This is a genomic window from Streptomyces sp. NBC_00554, assembly GCF_041431135.1.
Classification (GTDB): Bacteria; Actinomycetota; Actinomycetes; order Streptomycetales; family Streptomycetaceae; genus Streptomyces.
The window spans coordinates 8,169,297-8,184,566 of sequence record NZ_CP107799.1; the positions used below are offsets into that span (position 1 = coordinate 8,169,297).

Annotated in this window: 14 protein-coding genes; 7 read left to right on the plus strand and 7 right to left on the minus strand. The window is 71.2% G+C overall.

Translation table 11 applies throughout. The features are described from left to right. Positions 1 to 26 precede the first annotated feature (26 nt). Together OG266_RS36045 and OG266_RS36050 are read right to left on the minus strand one after the other, a co-directional pair. Complete coding sequence (locus OG266_RS36045) at positions 27 to 2,258, minus strand: helix-hairpin-helix domain-containing protein (protein WP_371550859.1); 2,232 nt, start codon at positions 2,256 to 2,258, stop codon at positions 27 to 29. Beyond that, on the minus strand, positions 2,255 to 3,238 hold the full coding sequence (locus OG266_RS36050) for an aldo/keto reductase (RefSeq protein WP_266466901.1): 984 nt from the start codon (positions 3,236 to 3,238) through the stop codon (positions 2,255 to 2,257). Before OG266_RS36050 ends, OG266_RS36045 begins: the two co-directional genes overlap by 4 nt. A gap of 152 nt (positions 3,239 to 3,390) precedes the next feature. Between OG266_RS36050 and OG266_RS36055 the strand changes: the two genes are divergently transcribed. Together OG266_RS36055 and OG266_RS36060 are read left to right on the plus strand one after the other, a co-directional pair. Next, positions 3,391 to 4,446, plus strand: a complete 1,056-nt coding sequence (locus tag OG266_RS36055; protein ID WP_329548625.1) for an LLM class F420-dependent oxidoreductase — start codon at positions 3,391 to 3,393, stop codon at positions 4,444 to 4,446. A 226-nt stretch (positions 4,447 to 4,672) separates the two neighbouring features. Beyond that, positions 4,673 to 5,461: a ferritin-like domain-containing protein gene (locus OG266_RS36060; protein WP_329548626.1), complete on the plus strand. Its 789-nt coding sequence runs from the start codon at positions 4,673 to 4,675 to the stop codon at positions 5,459 to 5,461. A 66-nt stretch (positions 5,462 to 5,527) separates the two neighbouring features. On the opposite strand, the gene corA is transcribed toward OG266_RS36060, so the two are convergent. After that, positions 5,528 to 6,526: a magnesium/cobalt transporter CorA gene (gene corA, locus OG266_RS36065; RefSeq protein ID WP_371550862.1), complete on the minus strand. Its 999-nt coding sequence runs from the start codon at positions 6,524 to 6,526 to the stop codon at positions 5,528 to 5,530. A gap of 98 nt (positions 6,527 to 6,624) precedes the next feature. Here corA and OG266_RS36070 point away from each other — a divergent pair, with 98 nt between their 5' ends. From OG266_RS36070 to mshC, 4 genes are all read left to right on the plus strand, one after another. Then, positions 6,625 to 7,311 carry a histidine phosphatase family protein gene (locus OG266_RS36070; protein WP_371550864.1) on the plus strand — a complete coding sequence of 229 codons (687 nt, stop codon included), beginning with the start codon at positions 6,625 to 6,627 and terminating at the stop codon, positions 7,309 to 7,311. A 147-nt stretch (positions 7,312 to 7,458) separates the two neighbouring features. Then, on the plus strand, positions 7,459 to 8,049 hold the full coding sequence (locus OG266_RS36075; protein ID WP_266466919.1) for a DUF3090 domain-containing protein: 591 nt from the start codon (positions 7,459 to 7,461) through the stop codon (positions 8,047 to 8,049). After that, positions 8,013 to 8,831, plus strand: a complete 819-nt coding sequence (locus OG266_RS36080) for an SCO1664 family protein (protein ID WP_371550866.1) — start codon at positions 8,013 to 8,015, stop codon at positions 8,829 to 8,831. The genes OG266_RS36075 and OG266_RS36080 overlap by 37 nt, the downstream gene beginning before the upstream one ends. A 293-nt stretch (positions 8,832 to 9,124) precedes the next feature. Next, a complete protein-coding gene (gene mshC, locus OG266_RS36085) occupies positions 9,125 to 10,354 on the plus strand; it encodes a cysteine--1-D-myo-inosityl 2-amino-2-deoxy-alpha-D-glucopyranoside ligase (protein WP_266466925.1) in 1,230 nt (409 codons plus the stop codon). 107 nt (positions 10,355 to 10,461) lie between these two features. Here mshC and OG266_RS36090 read toward each other — a convergent pair whose 3' ends face one another. After that, a complete protein-coding gene (locus tag OG266_RS36090) occupies positions 10,462 to 10,749 on the minus strand; it encodes a hypothetical protein (protein WP_371550869.1) in 288 nt (95 codons plus the stop codon). 15 nt (positions 10,750 to 10,764) lie between these two features. On the opposite strand from OG266_RS36090, the gene OG266_RS36095 reads away from it, so the two are divergent. After that, positions 10,765 to 11,163 carry a hypothetical protein gene (locus OG266_RS36095; protein WP_371550871.1) on the plus strand — a complete coding sequence of 133 codons (399 nt, stop codon included), beginning with the start codon at positions 10,765 to 10,767 and terminating at the stop codon, positions 11,161 to 11,163. Between the two features lie 11 nt (positions 11,164 to 11,174). On the opposite strand, the gene OG266_RS36100 is transcribed toward OG266_RS36095, so the two are convergent. The 3 genes from OG266_RS36100 to OG266_RS36110 all read right to left on the minus strand — a co-directional run bounded on the left by OG266_RS36100 (position 11,175) and on the right by OG266_RS36110 (position 15,249). Continuing rightward, positions 11,175 to 12,914, minus strand: coding sequence for a S8 family peptidase (locus OG266_RS36100; RefSeq protein WP_371550873.1), 1,740 nt, complete (start codon positions 12,912 to 12,914; stop codon positions 11,175 to 11,177). A 373-nt stretch (positions 12,915 to 13,287) separates the two neighbouring features. Continuing rightward, positions 13,288 to 14,337, minus strand: a complete 1,050-nt coding sequence (locus OG266_RS36105; protein ID WP_266466939.1) for a PAC2 family protein — start codon at positions 14,335 to 14,337, stop codon at positions 13,288 to 13,290. Between the two features lie 240 nt (positions 14,338 to 14,577). Next, entirely contained in the window at positions 14,578 to 15,249 is a 672-nt protein-coding gene (locus tag OG266_RS36110) for a FadR/GntR family transcriptional regulator (protein ID WP_266466942.1), read from the minus strand. Positions 15,250 to 15,270: the final 21 nt, after the last annotated feature.

Below are 15,270 nucleotides of genomic sequence, written 5' to 3' on the forward strand. Positions count from 1 at the left end.
GACCGCCACCTCTGTGCGTACGGGGTTCAGCTCGCCGCGGACACAGGTGCGGGCACCGGCACCTGTGCCTTGAGCAGGGCGGGCAGCCGGGTCGTGCGCGACTTCTGCGGGACCTCCGCCACCGCCCGCGCCAGGGCCTGGTCCACCCCGTGGACCACGGACAGATGGCGCTCGGCGCGGCCGAAGGCCGTGTAGATCCAGGGCCTGGTCAGGGCCTGGGCGGCGTCACCGGGGAGCACCACGACGGCGGCGGGCAGGCGCAGGCCCACCGCCTGGTGCGCGGTGAGCGCCCAGCCGTGCCGTACGGACTGCTCCACCCGCTCCTTGGGTACGACGACGGGGGCGCCCGCGCACTCCAGGTGCAGCCCGTCGGCGTCGGCGTTCACCACGTGGCCGGGCACCGTACGACCCGGCTCGGGGGAGTACGCGATCCGGTCGCCCGGGTCGAAGCCGCCGAAGCGGCCGGGGCCGGGGTTGAGCCGCTCCTTGAGCGCGGTGTTCAGCGCGCGCGTGCCGGCCGCGCCGCCGTGCCCCGGAGTGATTACCTGTGTCTGCTCGGCAGGGATGCCGATCGCGCGGGGTACCGAGTCCGCCACCAGCTGCACCGTGCGGTGCACCGCCTCACCGGCGTCACGCACCGGGACGATCACGACCTCCTTGCCGGGCGCCTCGACCTGGTTCAGTTCGCCGATCCCGATGCCGGACACCAGCTCGCCGATGGGTCCGGGGTCCGGTGTCCGCGAGGCCACCTGCGGGCAGACGCGGGCGGCGAGAAGGTCCGCGAAGACCCGCCCGGGACCCGCCGACCACAGCACTCCCGGGTCCCCGCTCAGCACCAGCCGCGCCCCGTCCGGCAGCGACTCGGCCAGCATCGCCGCCGTCTCGACGTCGAGCTGCGGCGCGTCCAGGACGACGAGCAGGTCGAGGGCGAAGGCGCCTTCGGGATCCCGGCCGGGGCCCTCGGTTCCGGAGAGCAGACCGGCGACGGTGACCTCGGGCCGGCCGTGGTCGTCGCCGATGTCCCGCGGTGCTCCCGCGTTCTCCGCCGCCCCGAGCAGCGCGGCGAAGCGGCGGCGGCCGTCCGGCGTGTGCGCGGCGGCGTACGCCCGCAGGCCGAGCCCCCTGGCCGCGGCGACCAGGGCCGTCGGCTCCGCGCGGGACGCCTCGCCGCCGGTGTGCAGGACGATGCCGTGACCGGCCACGGCGCGGATCAATTCCGCGGTGGAACCGGACGCCGAAGCGGCGGCGGACGCCCAGTCGGTCGCGTCCTCCTTCGGCAGGGCGTTGACCACGCGGGCGAGGCCGTCGGCGAGGCTCTCCTCGGCCAGGGCGTACCGCTCCAGGCCGACGAGGACGCGGACCGGGCGCTCCTCGGCTTCCTCGTCCCCCTCCGGTACGGGGGCCACTGCGTCGGGTGTGTCGAGCGCGTCCTGGAAGACCAGGGCCTCGCCCTCGGCGAGGGTGCTCTGCACGGCCGCGTCGGGGTCCGGCACCGAGCGCTGGGTGAGCGCGGCGGCGAGCGCCGATGCGTCGAGGGCGGTGTGCCCCGCGATCGCCGCCTGCTCGAGGAGCCACACCGTGAGCGCCCGGCCCCGCCGCTCGTCGTCCGGGCCGCACTCCGCGCCGAGCAGCCCCCGGGCGAACTGGTCGGCCTGCTCGGGCCGCACTCCGGGGACCCGCAGCAACTGCCAGGGGTCCTCGCGCAGTTGATCGTCCGCACCCTCGCCCAGAGCGGCGGCGACCTGCGGCGCGAGTGCGTCGGGCGCGCCGCCCTCGGTGAGTACCGCGCGTACGGTCTCGACGGCCTCCGGCGCGACGGCCGACGGCGCACCGGCCGGGGCGAGAACGGGCTGAGGCCGCCGCACGGGCTCCGGCGCGGTACCGCGGGGCGCCGGCTCGGGCTCACGGAACGCCCTGGTCACGGGCTTCTCGCCGCTCTCCACGGCGCGTACGGCGGCGAGCAGATCGGCGGCCTTCCCGCTGAGCTTGGTCCCGGCCTGGACCGGCCCCTGCTTCTCCGCCTTCCGCCGCTCGATCCGCTCGCGCTCCAGACGCTGGGCCGCCAGCTCGGCCGCTGCCTCGGACAGCTTGGCGGCTTCGGAACCCTCGGCCGCGGTGGCCTCGGTCTCTTCCGTGGCTTCCGCGCCCGCGTCATCGCCCTCGGGGGCGGTCCCGTCCGCGGTCTGCGGACCGTCGGCCGCACCCGCGCCCGGCGCCCCCGGCTCGGCGTCCTCCGTGGTCTCGGGCTCCGTGCTCACAGCGTGCTCCAGTCGTGATCGGGATAGTGGTGCACCGGCGCCGACACGTCGTCGAGCGCCCGGCAGATCTCGTCAGGAAGACTAAGGGTCTCCACTGACAACGCGGCCGTGAGCTGCTGCGCGTTGCGCGCGCCGATGATCGGGGCGACGACTCCGGGCCGGTCGCGGACCCAGGCGAGAGCCACCTGCAGGGGCGTCACCGCGAGGCCGTCCGCCGCGGTCGTCACGGCGTCCACGATGCTGCTCGCCGCGTCGTCCAGGTACGGCGCGACGAAGGGCGCGAGGTGTTCGGAGCCGCCCCGGGAGTCGGCGGGCGTCCCCTGGCGGTACTTGCCCGTGAGCACGCCCCGCCCGAGCGGCGAGGAGGGCAGCAGGCCGACACCCAGGTCGAGGGCGGCCGGCAGCACCTCCCGCTCGACGCCGCGCTGGAGCAGGGAGTACTCCATCTGCGTACTGGCCAGCCGGGTCCGCACCCCGGGCGCCGCGAGCTGCCAGGTCGCCGCCTTGGCGAGCTGCCAGCCACAGAAGTTGGACACCCCCGCATACCGCGCGCGGCCGCTGCTGACGGCGAGGTCGAGCGCCTGGAGGGTCTCGTCCAGCGGCGTCCCCGGGTCGAAGGCGTGGACGTGCCACAGGTCCACGTAGTCCGTGCCGAGCCGTGCGAGGGAGGCGTCGAGCGCGGACAGCAGATGCCCGCGCGAGCCGTCGAAGCGACGGTCCGGGTCCGGCACGCTCCCCGCCTTCGTCGAGATGACCAAGTCCCGGCGCGGCACGAGCCCTTCTATGAGCTGTCCGAGCAGATACTCGGCCTCCCCGTCCCCGTACACGTCCGCGGTGTCGACGAGGGTCCCGCCCGCTTCCCAGAACGCCTTCAACAGGTGCGCCGCGTCATGCTCGTCGGTATCCCGGCCCCATGTCAGGGTGCCGAGTCCGATCCGGGACACACGCAGGCCTGTACGGCCGAGATGCCTCTGCTCCATGGACGCCGAGATTACTGGCCACAACTCCCTGCGTGGGGGCCCTGTGGACAACCAGAATCACCCGAGGCCGAACCCGTCCCTGCCGCGGCGCCCACCAGCGCGCTAGTGTCTCGGAGACAAGGGACGTTACTGATCGGTAAGGGGAATCGGCCATGCAGCTCGGGATTAACCTCGGCTACTGGGGCGCCGGAATGGACGCGGACAATCTCGCCGTCGCCCAGGAGGCCGACCGGCTCGGCTACGCCGTCTGCTGGGCCGCGGAGGCCTACGGCTCGGACGCGGCGACCGTACTCAGCTGGGTCGCCGCCAAGACCGAGCGCATCGACGTCGGCTCGGCCATCTTCCAGATCCCGGCCAGGCAGCCCACGATGACCGCGATGACGGCCGCCACCCTGGACTCGCTGTCGGGCGGCCGCTTCCGCCTCGGCCTCGGCGTCTCCGGGCCGCAGGTCTCCGAGGGCTGGTACGGCGTCAAGTTCGACAAGCCGCTGGCCCGCACCCGCGAGTACGTGGAGATCGTACGGAAGGCCATGACGCGCGAGCGGCTCTCGTACGAGGGCCAGCACTGGACGCTGCCCCTGCCGGGCGGCCCGGGCAAGCCGCTCAAGCTGACCGTGCACCCGGAGCGCGAGCACATCCCGCTCTACATCGCCGCGATCGGCCCGAAGAACCTGGAGCAGACCGGCGAGATCGCCGACGGCGCCCTGCTGATCTTCCCCTCGGCCGAGCACCTGGAGGACACCGCGATCACGTACCTCCGTGCGGGCCGCGAGAAGGCCGGCAAGACGCTGGAGGGCTTCGACATCTGCCCGACGCTGCCGATCGCGCTCGGCGACGACAAGGACGTGACCGCGCTGGCCGACATGTTCCGGCCGTACACCGCGCTGTACGTGGGCGGCATGGGCAGCCGCAAGCAGAACTTCTACAACCAGCTCGCCCAGCGCATGGGGTACGAGAAGGAGGCCGCCGAGGTCCAGGACAAGTACCTGTCCGGCGACAAGGAGGGCGCCGCGGCCGCCATTCCGCACTCGCTGATCGACCAGACCACGCTGCTCGGCTCGGTCGACCGCATCGCCGACCGGATGAAGGCCTACGCGGCTGCCGGGGTCAACACACTCACGCTGGCCCCCGCGGGCTTCACTCTGGACGACCGGATCGCCTCGCTCCGGGCCGGTTGCGACGCCCTGGAGCGCGCCGGTCTGGCGTAACGCGGCGAATGTCCCGGAGATAAGTTCTGCGGCCGTGGTGGGGGCTCGGGGGTCTTCCCCGCCACGGCCGTCACCGGGAACAACGCGCCAGGGCCCCCTTGGGTTACGCCCCTGAGCGTCCCTCTCCGTCCTTCGTTTGGCGGAGTTGTCCGACATATCGGTTGCCGCGCTCCTGCCGACCCATTTGACTCGGTTTCTGCGGAAACCTTGTATGGAGGTGGCAGTGATGCTTTCGGCCAAGAGTCTGTTCCAGGAGATCCTCGACAACGACGAGTCGTTCCGTCTCTTCTGCTCCATCGCTGCCAGCGGGGAGTCGCAAGGGGGCTGGGAGAACGCGCGGATCGCCGCGCTCGTCCCGCCGGGTGAGCGTGAACTCGTACCCAAGATCGCCCGCCATGGCGCGGACGAGGACAAGCACGGGCGGATTTTCAACGCCCTCATGAAGAAGCGTGGCCTGACCCCCGTCGAGGTCCCTTCAGACACCGACTACACGATGCTCCTGGAGCGGCACGGGATCGGCCTTGCGCACGACAAGCTCAAGAGCGACGAGCCGCTGAGCGTGCAGGACATCGTCACGTATCTCGCCCACAGCAGGGTCACCGAACAGCGCGCCTCCGAGCAGATGGAGCTGCTGCGCAAGCACTTCGCCGACGACCCCGACCTCGGCCGCGCGGTGAAGATGATCTCGAACGACGAGGACAACCACCTCGCGTACTGCCACGAGGAACTGCTGCGCTTCGCGTACGCCGGTCACGGCCCCGACATCCAGCGGACGCTGCGCGAGTGCGCGCTCGCCGAGATCCGCGTCTACCGGGATGTCAGCCTCGCCGTGATGGCCCACATGGGGCGCATCCTCGACTGGCCCAGGGCCAAGTCGGCGACGCTTGCCGCGGGCATCCACGCCGTCTACGCCTACGAGCGGGCCGGGGGCTGGCGCCGGATGGTCTCCCTCAGGACGCCCGAACGGCGCGACGCGCTGGGCGGGCCCGCGGCGGCGGCACCCGAGTTCGCGTGACCCGGACGACTCGCGGCCACGCGCGCGTGGAGCCTGATTACAGCCAGTCGCCCCTTGGGGACCTGGTTACAGCCAGTCCCGCTGCTTGAACATCCGGTACAGGAGCAACTCCAGGGCCACCATCAGCAGGATCACCGCCGGGTACGACCACAGCCAGTGCAGCTCGGGCATGTGGTCGAAGTTCATGCCGTAGACGCCCGCGATCAGGGTGGGGACCGCGGCCATGGCCGCGAACGCGGAGATCTTCCGCATGTCGTCGTTCTGGCGCACGCTCATCTGCGCGAGATGGGCCGACAGGATGTCCGAGACCAGCCGGTCCAGGCTCTCCACGGACTCGTTCACACGCATCAGATGGTCGTTCACGTCACGGAAGAACGGCTGCGCCTTCTCGTCCACGAAGGGCACGGCCGTGGCGTAGAGGACAGGGCCCGCGAGCCGGGTCAGTGGCACCGACAGCGGGACCGTGGCCCTGCGGAACTCCAGGATCTGCCGCTTGAAGGTGTAGATCCGTGACGCGGTGTTGCGCGAGCCGCCGAGAGTCGGTGAGAAGACCTCGGCCTCCAGCTCCTCCAGGTCGGTCCCCAGCTCCGTCGCCACCTCCAGATAGTGATCGACGGTGGCGTCGGCGATCGAATAGAGCACCGTGGTGGGCCCGAGCCGGAGCTTCTCGGGGTCCGCCTCCAGGTGGTGCCGCACGGCCGCGAGGGGCGAGCCCTCGCCGTGCCGGACGGTCACCACGAAGGAGTCGCCGATGAAGATCATGACCTCGCCGGTGGAGACGGCGTCGCTGTCCGGCTCGTACACGACCGGCTTGAGGACCATGAACAGCGAATCGTCGTAGACCTCCAGCTTGGGCCGCTGGTGGGCTTTGAGGGCGTCCTCGACGGCCAGCGGGTGCAGTCCGAACTCCTCGGTGACGAGGTCGAACTCCCGCTCCGTCGGCTCGTGCAGCCCGACCCAGAGGAACGTGTTGCCCGCGGCACGGGCCTCGGCCAGGGCGTCGGAGAGGTCGCCGGGGCCCTCCGTCCGGCGCCCGTCGCGGTAGATGGCGGAGTCGACGATCACGGAGCGTATTCTTCCGCCGAACGGGAGGGGCCGCACTCCGGCCACTGCCCCCGGCGGCCCGGAGCTGGTCGCTCGGGCGTCCGTTTACGCTGGGCCGCATGCCCACCCTGATCCTCGTCCGGCACGGACGTTCCACCGCCAACACCGCGGGACTGCTCGCCGGCTGGACGCCCGGCGTCGCCCTCGACGAGCGCGGCGCCCAGCAGGCCGCCGCACTGCCCGGGCGACTCGCCGCGCTGCCGATCTCCGAGGTCGTCACGAGCCCCCTGCAACGCTGCCAGGAGACCGTTCGGCCACTGCTCGAAGCACGGCCGGAACTGCGGGTGCACACCGAGGAGCGCATCGGGGAGGCCCACTACGGCGACTGGACCGGCCGCAAGCTCGCCGAGCTGATGGACGAGCCGCTGATGGAGGTCGTCCAGACGCACCCGTCCGCGGTGGCGTTCCCCGGCGGCGAATCGATGCGGGCCATGCAGACGCGGGCCGCCGAAGCGGTGCGCGAGTGGAACGCGCGCGTGGAGCGCGATCACGGCGGTGACGCCGTGTACCTCATGTGCTCGCACGGCGACATCATCAAATCCCTTGTCGCGGACGCACTGGGACTTCATCTCGATCTCTTCCAGCGGATCTCTGTAGAACCGTGTTCCATCACCGCGATCCGCTACACACGGATGCGGCCGTTCCTCGTGCGCCTCGGGGACACGGGTGATTTCGCGTCCCTGGCGCCGCGCGAGGAACCCCCGAGCGGTGACGCCCCGGTCGGGGGCGGTGCGGGCGCACCGTGATCGTCGGCCGCAGTAGGGTGAAGCGGTCGAAGCAGCGCAGTAGTTGTCATCCGTAGTTGCATTCGCAGTTGTCAGCAGACTTGTCAGCAACCGATGCGGGCCGACGCCGTCAGCCGGTCCGCATGTCGAAATCAATGGAGACAGGACGTGTCCCGTCAGGTGTTCCTCTACGACCCCCCGGACCGTTTCGTGGCCGGTACGGTCGGGTTGCCCGGGCGCCGTACCTTCTTCCTGCAGGCCACCTCGGGCCCCCGGGTGACCAGCGTGGCTCTGGAGAAGACCCAGGTGGCCGCCCTCGCGGAGCGCATGGACGAGCTCCTCGACGAGGTCGTACGGCGTACCGGAGGCAGCGCGCCCGTCCCGGCCGTGGCCCCCACCGAGGTGTCCGACACCGCCCCCCTCGACGCCCCTGTCGAGGAGGAGTTCCGGGTCGGCACCATGGCGCTGGCCTGGGACGGTGACGAGCAGCGCATGATCGTCGAGGCGCAGGCCCTCGTAGAGCTCGACGCCGACTCCGAGGAGGACCTCGCCGAGGCCGAGGAGCGGCTGCTCCAGGACGAGGAGAACGGTCCGCCGATGCTCCGGGTCCGGCTCACCGGCGCGCAGGCCCGGGCCTTCGCCAAGCGTGCCCTCGACGTCGTCAACGCGGGCCGGCCGCCCTGCCCGCTGTGCAGCCTCCCGCTCGACCCGGAAGGACACGTATGTCCGCGCCAGAACGGATACCGCCGCGGAGCGTGACCACGGCCGAGCTGCTCGCCAAGGGCGAGCTGAAGGTGCGCGGACGGATCCGCGAGGCCTCGAACGCGGTGCTGTACTGCTCCGTCTCGTACGAGGGCCGGGACGCGTTCTGCGTCTACAAGCCGGTCGCCGGGGAGCGGCCGCTGTGGGACTTTCCCGACGGCACGCTGGCGCAGCGCGAGGTCGCCGCGTACGAGGTGTCCGAGGCGACCGGGTGGGGGCTCGTGCCGACCACGGTGCTGCGGGACGGGCCGCACGGCGAGGGCATGTGCCAGCTCTGGATCGAGGCCGTCCCCGAAGCCGAGCTGCTGGCCTTGGTGGACGGTGAGGAGCCCGCGGAGGGCTGGAAGGCGATCGGCTTCGCCGAGGTCGGCGAGGGGAGGACGGCGCTGCTCGTGCACGCCGACGACGCTCGGCTGCGGAGGCTGGCCGTGCTCGATGCCGTGATCAACAACGCGGATCGCAAGGGTGGGCATCTGCTGCCTGGGGGTGAGGGGCGGCTGTACGGCATCGACCATGGGGTCACCTTCAATGCCGAGAACAAGCTGCGGACGTTGTTGTGGGGGTGGGCGGGGGAGTCGCTGACCGCGGAGGCGGTTTCGGTGCTTTCCGCTCTGCGGGACGGGCTGGTGCCCGGTGGGGCGCTCGCCACCCGGCTGGCCGAACTTGTCACTTCCGTCGAGGTGGAGGCCACGCGGGGGCGTGTCTCGGCGATGCTGGCCTCGGGGAAGCATCCGGAGCCCAGTGGGGAGTGGCCCGCGATTCCCTGGCCGCCTGTCTGAGTGCACGCGGGGTGGGGGCTGGGCTTGGGGTGGGTGCGCTTGCCTGCGCTTGCAGGGTGCCGCTGCGCCCACCCGTGCCGCCACTAGCGGCACGCATGCCCGCAGTTGTGACGGACGGGTGGGTGGGCTGCCGCGCCTTAGCGGCACGCATGCCCGCAGCTGTGGCGGATGGGTGGGTGGGCTGCCGCGCCCTGGCGCCACGCATGCCCGCAGTCGCTGCGCAAGGGTGCCTTCCCGGCCATCAGGCCTGGTCCGGTTCGTATACGTAACTTCGGGCCGGTTACGCTCATGGCATGTATGCCTGGCCCGCTTCTGATGTCCCCGCCCTGCCTGGTGAGGGCCGCGACCTCCGGATTCACGACACCGCGACCGGTGGGCTCGTCAGTCTTGACCCCGGTCCCGTCGCCCGTATCTACGTATGCGGCATCACGCCGTACGACGCGACCCATCTGGGGCACGCGGCGACCTACAACGCGTTCGACCTCGTTCAGCGCGTGTGGCTCGACACCAAGCGGCAGGTTCACTACGTCCAGAACGTGACCGATGTCGACGACCCGCTGCTGGTGCGCGCGGAGCGGGACGGCATCGACTGGGTGGCGCTCGCCGAGAAGGAGACCGCCCTCTTCCGCGAGGACATGACCGCCCTGCGGATGCTGCCCCCGAAGCACTACATCGGCGCCGTCGAGGCGATACCGGGGATCGTCCCGCTCGTCGAGCGGCTGCGGGACGCGGGAGCGGCGTACGAGCTCGAAGGGGATGTCTACTTCTCCGTCGAGTCGGATCCGAACTTCGGCAAGGTGTCCAACCTGGACGCCGCCGCGATGCGCCTGCTGTCCGCCGAGCGCGGTGGCGACCCGGACCGTCCGGGCAAGAAGGACCCGCTCGACCCGATGCTCTGGATGGCCGCGCGCGAGGGTGAGCCCAGCTGGGACGGTGGCTCGCTCGGGCAGGGCCGTCCCGGATGGCACATCGAGTGTGTCGCCATCGCCCTCGACCACCTGGGGATGGGCTTCGACGTCCAGGGCGGCGGCTCCGACCTCGCCTTCCCGCACCACGAGATGGGCGCCTCGCACGCCCAGGTGCTGACCGGCGAGTTCCCGATGGCCAAGGCGTACGTCCACGCCGGCATGGTCGCGCTGCACGGCGAGAAGATGTCGAAGTCCAAGGGCAATCTCGTCTTCGTGTCCACGCTCCGGCGCGACGGCGTCGACCCCGCCGCGATACGGCTCGCCCTGCTGGCGCACCACTACCGGGCCGACTGGGAGTGGACGGACTCGGTTCTCGAAGAGGCCGTCGCGCGGTTGGAGAACTGGCGGTCCGCCGTTTCACGCCCTGACGGGCCGTCCGCCGACGCGCTCGTCGAGGAGATCCGCGAGGCCCTCGCCAACGACCTGGACGCGCCGTCCGCGCTCGCCGCGGTCGACCGCTGGGCCGCTCTCCAGCACGAGCGGGGCGGTACGGACGAGGGCGCCCCCGGCGTCGTATCGCGCTCCGTGGACGCCCTGTTGGGCGTGGCCCTGTAGGACGAAAGACAGCGCGGGCCGCACGAGCCCGCGAGAGGGGCGCTTCCTCCGTCCGGAGGGAGCGCCCCTTTTGGTTCGAGCGGACTCAAGCGTGGATCACGCGCCGGTCAGATCCGCTGGACCCGGATGCTGCGCAGGATCGCGGGAGAACCGGTGTCCCAGACGCCGATGACCTGGTGGCCGAAGGCGAACGCTTCCTGGATCTCGTCGTGGGCCTGCGGGGTCGGGTTGTTGAGGACACGGAACTGGTTGTTGATGCGCAGGAAGATCTGCCGCGGCTGCCCCGGAAGCGGGTGAACGATGTCGATGTAGCCGTTCGCCACACCGGCGACGAGCGCCTGCGTCGAGATCTGCTGAAGCGCGGCCTGCGTGACCTGCTGGAGCTGCTGCTGCACCTGCTGCTCGATCTGTTGCTGTTGCTGTTGTTGCTGCTCGCCCTGCTGTTGCTGCCCGAACGGCTGCTGCTGTCCGTACGGCTGCTGTTGCTGCTGCTGGCTCAGCTGCTGAAGCAACTGCTGGAAGGGCTGCTGCTGGGCGAGCTGCTGGAGCTGCTCGAGCGATCCGCTCATGCCCTGGGGTCCGAACGGCTGCTGCTGCTGGACGTACGGCTGCTGTTGCTGCTGCCCGAACGGCTGCTGCTGGCCGAAGGGCTGCTGCATCTGCTGTCCGTACGGCTGCTGCTGGCCCGGACCCTGCTGCTGGTACGGCGACGTGCTCGGGAACTGCTGGCCCTGTTGGCTCATTTGCGGGGTGATGCTCATGCGGGTGCCACCTTCCATCATGGTTGGTTGCGGTTCGCCGGTATGTGACGACCAGGTCCTCAGCCCGTGACCACCAGGCCGACGATCTCGTCGTCCGAGAACCAGACACGTACGTCGGGCCGTCCTCCCGCGAAGGCGGAGTGCACCGCCTGGCGGATCTCGGGGGACGGGTTGTTGAGGTTGCGCCAGTCGCCGGCCACGAACAGCCGGAGCCTCGGCGGGAGTTCACGCGGGTACGGCAGCAGCTCGTCCCAGTACCGTTCGGCCAGGCCCGAGCCGACCGCGTCCGGCAGCAGATGGGTCACCGCCGCCTTGATGTCCGGCCGGTTGCCGATCCGCTGGGAGGCGGGCCGGGCCGGCGCGTCCTGCTGCGGGGTGCCCGTGGCCCGCAGCACCGCGCGGGCACGCTCGGGGGACATCGGTACCTGCCCGGCCGCTTTGAGCATGCCTTGCAGCGCGGCCAGGGCGCCGACCACCACCGGAGAGGCGGAGGAGGTCCCGGAGAACGTGTCCGTGTACCAGCCGATCTCCTCGGCACCGCCCTGCAGGTCGCCGGGCCGGTCCCAGGAGCCGCCGGTGGTCGTGACCTCGCGGCCCCAGCCCTGCGCGTCCACGCGGGCCCCGTAGTTGGAGAACGCGAGCCGCGAGCGGTCCGGGCCGTGGTCGCGGCCGTGGGTGCCGGGCGGCGGTGCGCCCGCGCCGACCAGGACCGCGCCGGAGGACTGGTTGGAGGGGTTGAACGGGTTGCGCCACCACTCGGGGAACTCGGCGGGGCGGCGCTCGTACACCCCGTCGTCGAGCGACTCGGCGCCGTTGCCCGCGGCCGCCACGACGAGCACGCCCTTGGCGGTCGCGTACCGGACGGCCGCGAAGGTGTCCGGCCACCACTCGACCGGTATGTAGCCCTGCTGGTCGTCGCGCTCCTCGAAGTCGAACCGCGGGCCCGGAGCGTGCAGTTCGATCAGGATGATGTCGCCGGGGCTCAGCCGGTCGGCCGTCGCGTGGATCGCGGCCGCCGTGCCGATGCCCTGGAAGGACGCGGCCGCGGTCACGGTGTCCGGCACGATGCCGGTGATCCCGTGCTCGTTGCGGTCGCCGCCGATCACTCCGATGACGGCGGTGCCGTGGTTGCGCCAGGCGAGGTCGGTCAGCGGGGTGCCGACGACGACGCCCGCGAGCTTCCCGGCCAGGTCCTGGTGGCCGAGCTGCCAGGCGCCCTCCACGTCGATCACCGTCACGCCCTGGCCCGTACCGCCCGGCCGCTGCCAGGCCCAGTACGCGTCGATCCCCTCGGGCGCCGGGCGCAGATACCCCTGGCGGCTGGTGAAGTCCGGGGTGACGGGCGCCCCTTCCTTCACTCGCTGGCTGTTGTCCGCACTCTGTCCCACCGACCCCACGGAGGCCGGTACGGCGCCCGGCTTCACGTACGCCGTGTCGATCTCGGGCAGTGCGGCGATCCGTGAGCGCAGTTCCCGGGCGCGGCTCTCGACGCCGCGTACCCGGTAGAAGAGCGCGAGGTCGGGGCCGCTCTCGGTGGCCGTCGCCGCGGACTGCTGCAGACGTTCCTCGCTGCCGAACAGCGGCTCCAGGGAGAGCTGTTCGTCGCTGAGGAACATGTTGAGGGCCGACACATCGGCGCCCACCGCCGAACGGACGCCCTCGGTCCTGGCGCGGAGCCTGGCCTCGGGACGTGCGACGACGATCAGCTCCTGCTCGGCTCCTCGGTAGGTGAATCCCGCTCCGTCGGGCCCCGGCCCGGACGTTCCCGGGCCCTGCGCCGGCTGTACCTGGTCGGTCATCGCGTACCGCTCCCTTCGGTCCATGCGGGTGCTTCTGGCTCGGTCCATACGGGTGCTCTGTCGCGGGATGACGCGGTGTCATGTCCCGTCCCCGGGCCGCGCCTTCGGGGCACACCCTGCTCCTCGCACGGCGACTCGTCCACCCCCGATGTCGTCAACTTGGTTTGAAAACAAGTTGAATTGGGCAACCTGTGCAATCCGTCCTGAAACAGATGTCACGAGGCAAACCAGCCAAAGGCTGAGGAGACGGGTGTCATGTGATGGGGCGGGAGCGCTTGCCGACCGCTCGACCGGACCCGGTACGCGACAGGGGCGGTGCGCGTTCCGCGCACCGCCCCTGGTGGTTCAGTCCCTCGAGGAAATCCGGGGAGTCCTAGGAATCCTCGGAGGTGTCGTCGGGACCCTTGTCGTCCGGCCCGACCTTGTCGTCCGAGCCGGTGCCCTGGTCCGTCCCGGACTCCGCGTCCGCCTCGGGCAGCTGCGGCTTCGGTGGCCGTGTGCGGCCGGCGGGGCCGTCCCGGAGGAACGACGCGGACTCGCCGCTCTCGGTGGCGTGGCCCCCGGCCTGCGAGGTCGGACCGCCGCCGTCCCGTCTGCGCAGATACCGCTCGAACTCACGGGCGATCGCCTCGCCCGACGCCTCCGGCAGCTCGGCGGTGTCCCGGGCCTCCTCCAGCGACTGCACGTACTCGGCGACCTCGCTGTCCTCGGCGGCCAGCTGGTCGACGCCCAGCTGCCAGGCCCGCGCGTCCTCGGGCAGCTCGCCCAGCGGGATACGCAGGTCGATCAGGTCCTCCAGGCGGTTGAGGAGGGCCAGCGTCGCCTTCGGGTTCGGCGGCTGCGACACGTAGTGCGGTACGGCCGCCCACAGCGACACGGCCGGTACGCCCGCGTGGGTGCACGCCTCCTGGAGGATGCCGACGATGCCCGTGGGGCCCTCGTACTTGGTCTCCTCCAGGTCCATGGTGCGGGCCAGGTCCGCATCGGACGTCACTCCGCTGACCGGCACCGGACGCGTGTGCGGGGTGTCACCGAGCAGGGCGCCCAGGATCACCACCAGCTCCACGCCCAGCTCGTGCGCGAAGCCGAGCAGCTCGTTGCAGAACGAACGCCATCGCATCGACGGCTCGATGCCCCGGACCAGCACCAGGTCACGCGGCTTCTCGCCGCCGACCCGGACCACCGACAACCTTGTCGTCGGCCATGTGATCTTCCGGACACCGCCGTCCAGCCACACGGTGGGGCGGTTCACCTGGAAGTCGTAGTAGTCCTCGGCGTCCAGCGCCGCGAACACCTCGCCCTTCCATTCCTTGTCCAGATGCGCGACCGCGGTGGAGGCGGCGTCGCCGGCGTCGTTCCAGCCTTCGAACGCGGCCACCATGACCGGGTCGATCAGCTCGGGAACCCCCTCGAGCTCAATCACCCAGTGCCTCCTTCCGACGTGCCCTCACGAACGCCCCAACCTTACGGCGTGCGAAGGGGGCCTCCGCAGCCCCCTTGCACGGGGGAGTGAACGGATCACTGCCCCGCCGAGGGGCCGGAAACACGCGCGACCGCCACCCTGAAACACCCCCCAGTCATCCGAGGAGTCACATCGCGCCCGCCGAGCCGGTCGGAGCGGTCCGGGCCGCCGGGCGGGCGACGGGTGTCTTCGTGACGCGGTTCACAGGGTCGAGCGCAGCCACTGTTCGACGCTCGCGATGTGCACCGTCGCCCAGGAGCGGGCCGCCTCCGCGTCGCGGTCGCGCAGGGCCGTGAGGATCGCGCGGTGCTCGTGCAGGGTGCGGCTGACCGCGTCCTCCTGGGTCAGACCGCGCCAGATCCGGGCCCTGGTCGTGGGCCCGGAGAGGCCGTCGAGGAGGGAGCAGAGCACCGAGTTCCCGGAGCTCTGCACGATGCCGCGGTGGAACTCCAGGTCGGCGGCGACGAGCTCTTCCACCGAGGGCTCGTCGCCGAGCAGGTCCAACTGGGCGGACAGTGCGTCCAGTTGCTGTTCGCTGATGCGTGAGGCCGCCATCGCCGTGGCGGCCGGCTCCAGGATGCGGCGGACCGCGAGGAACTCGAGCACCGTGTCGTCGCGGTGGAAGTCGACGACGAAGCTCAGTGCCTCCAGGAGGAGTTGGGGGTCCAGGCTGGTCACGTAGGTGCCGTCGCCCTGCCGGACGTCCAGGATGCGGATGAGCGACAGGGCGCGCACCGCCTCGCGCAGGGAGTTGCGTGACAGGCCGAGTTCCGCGGCGAGTTCGCTCTCCTTGGGAAGCCGGTCGCCGGGGCGCAGCGAGCCGGAGACGATCATTCCCTTGATCTTCTCGATCGCCTCGTCTGTGACTGCCATGGCGGGCCTCCCTGTCGTTCA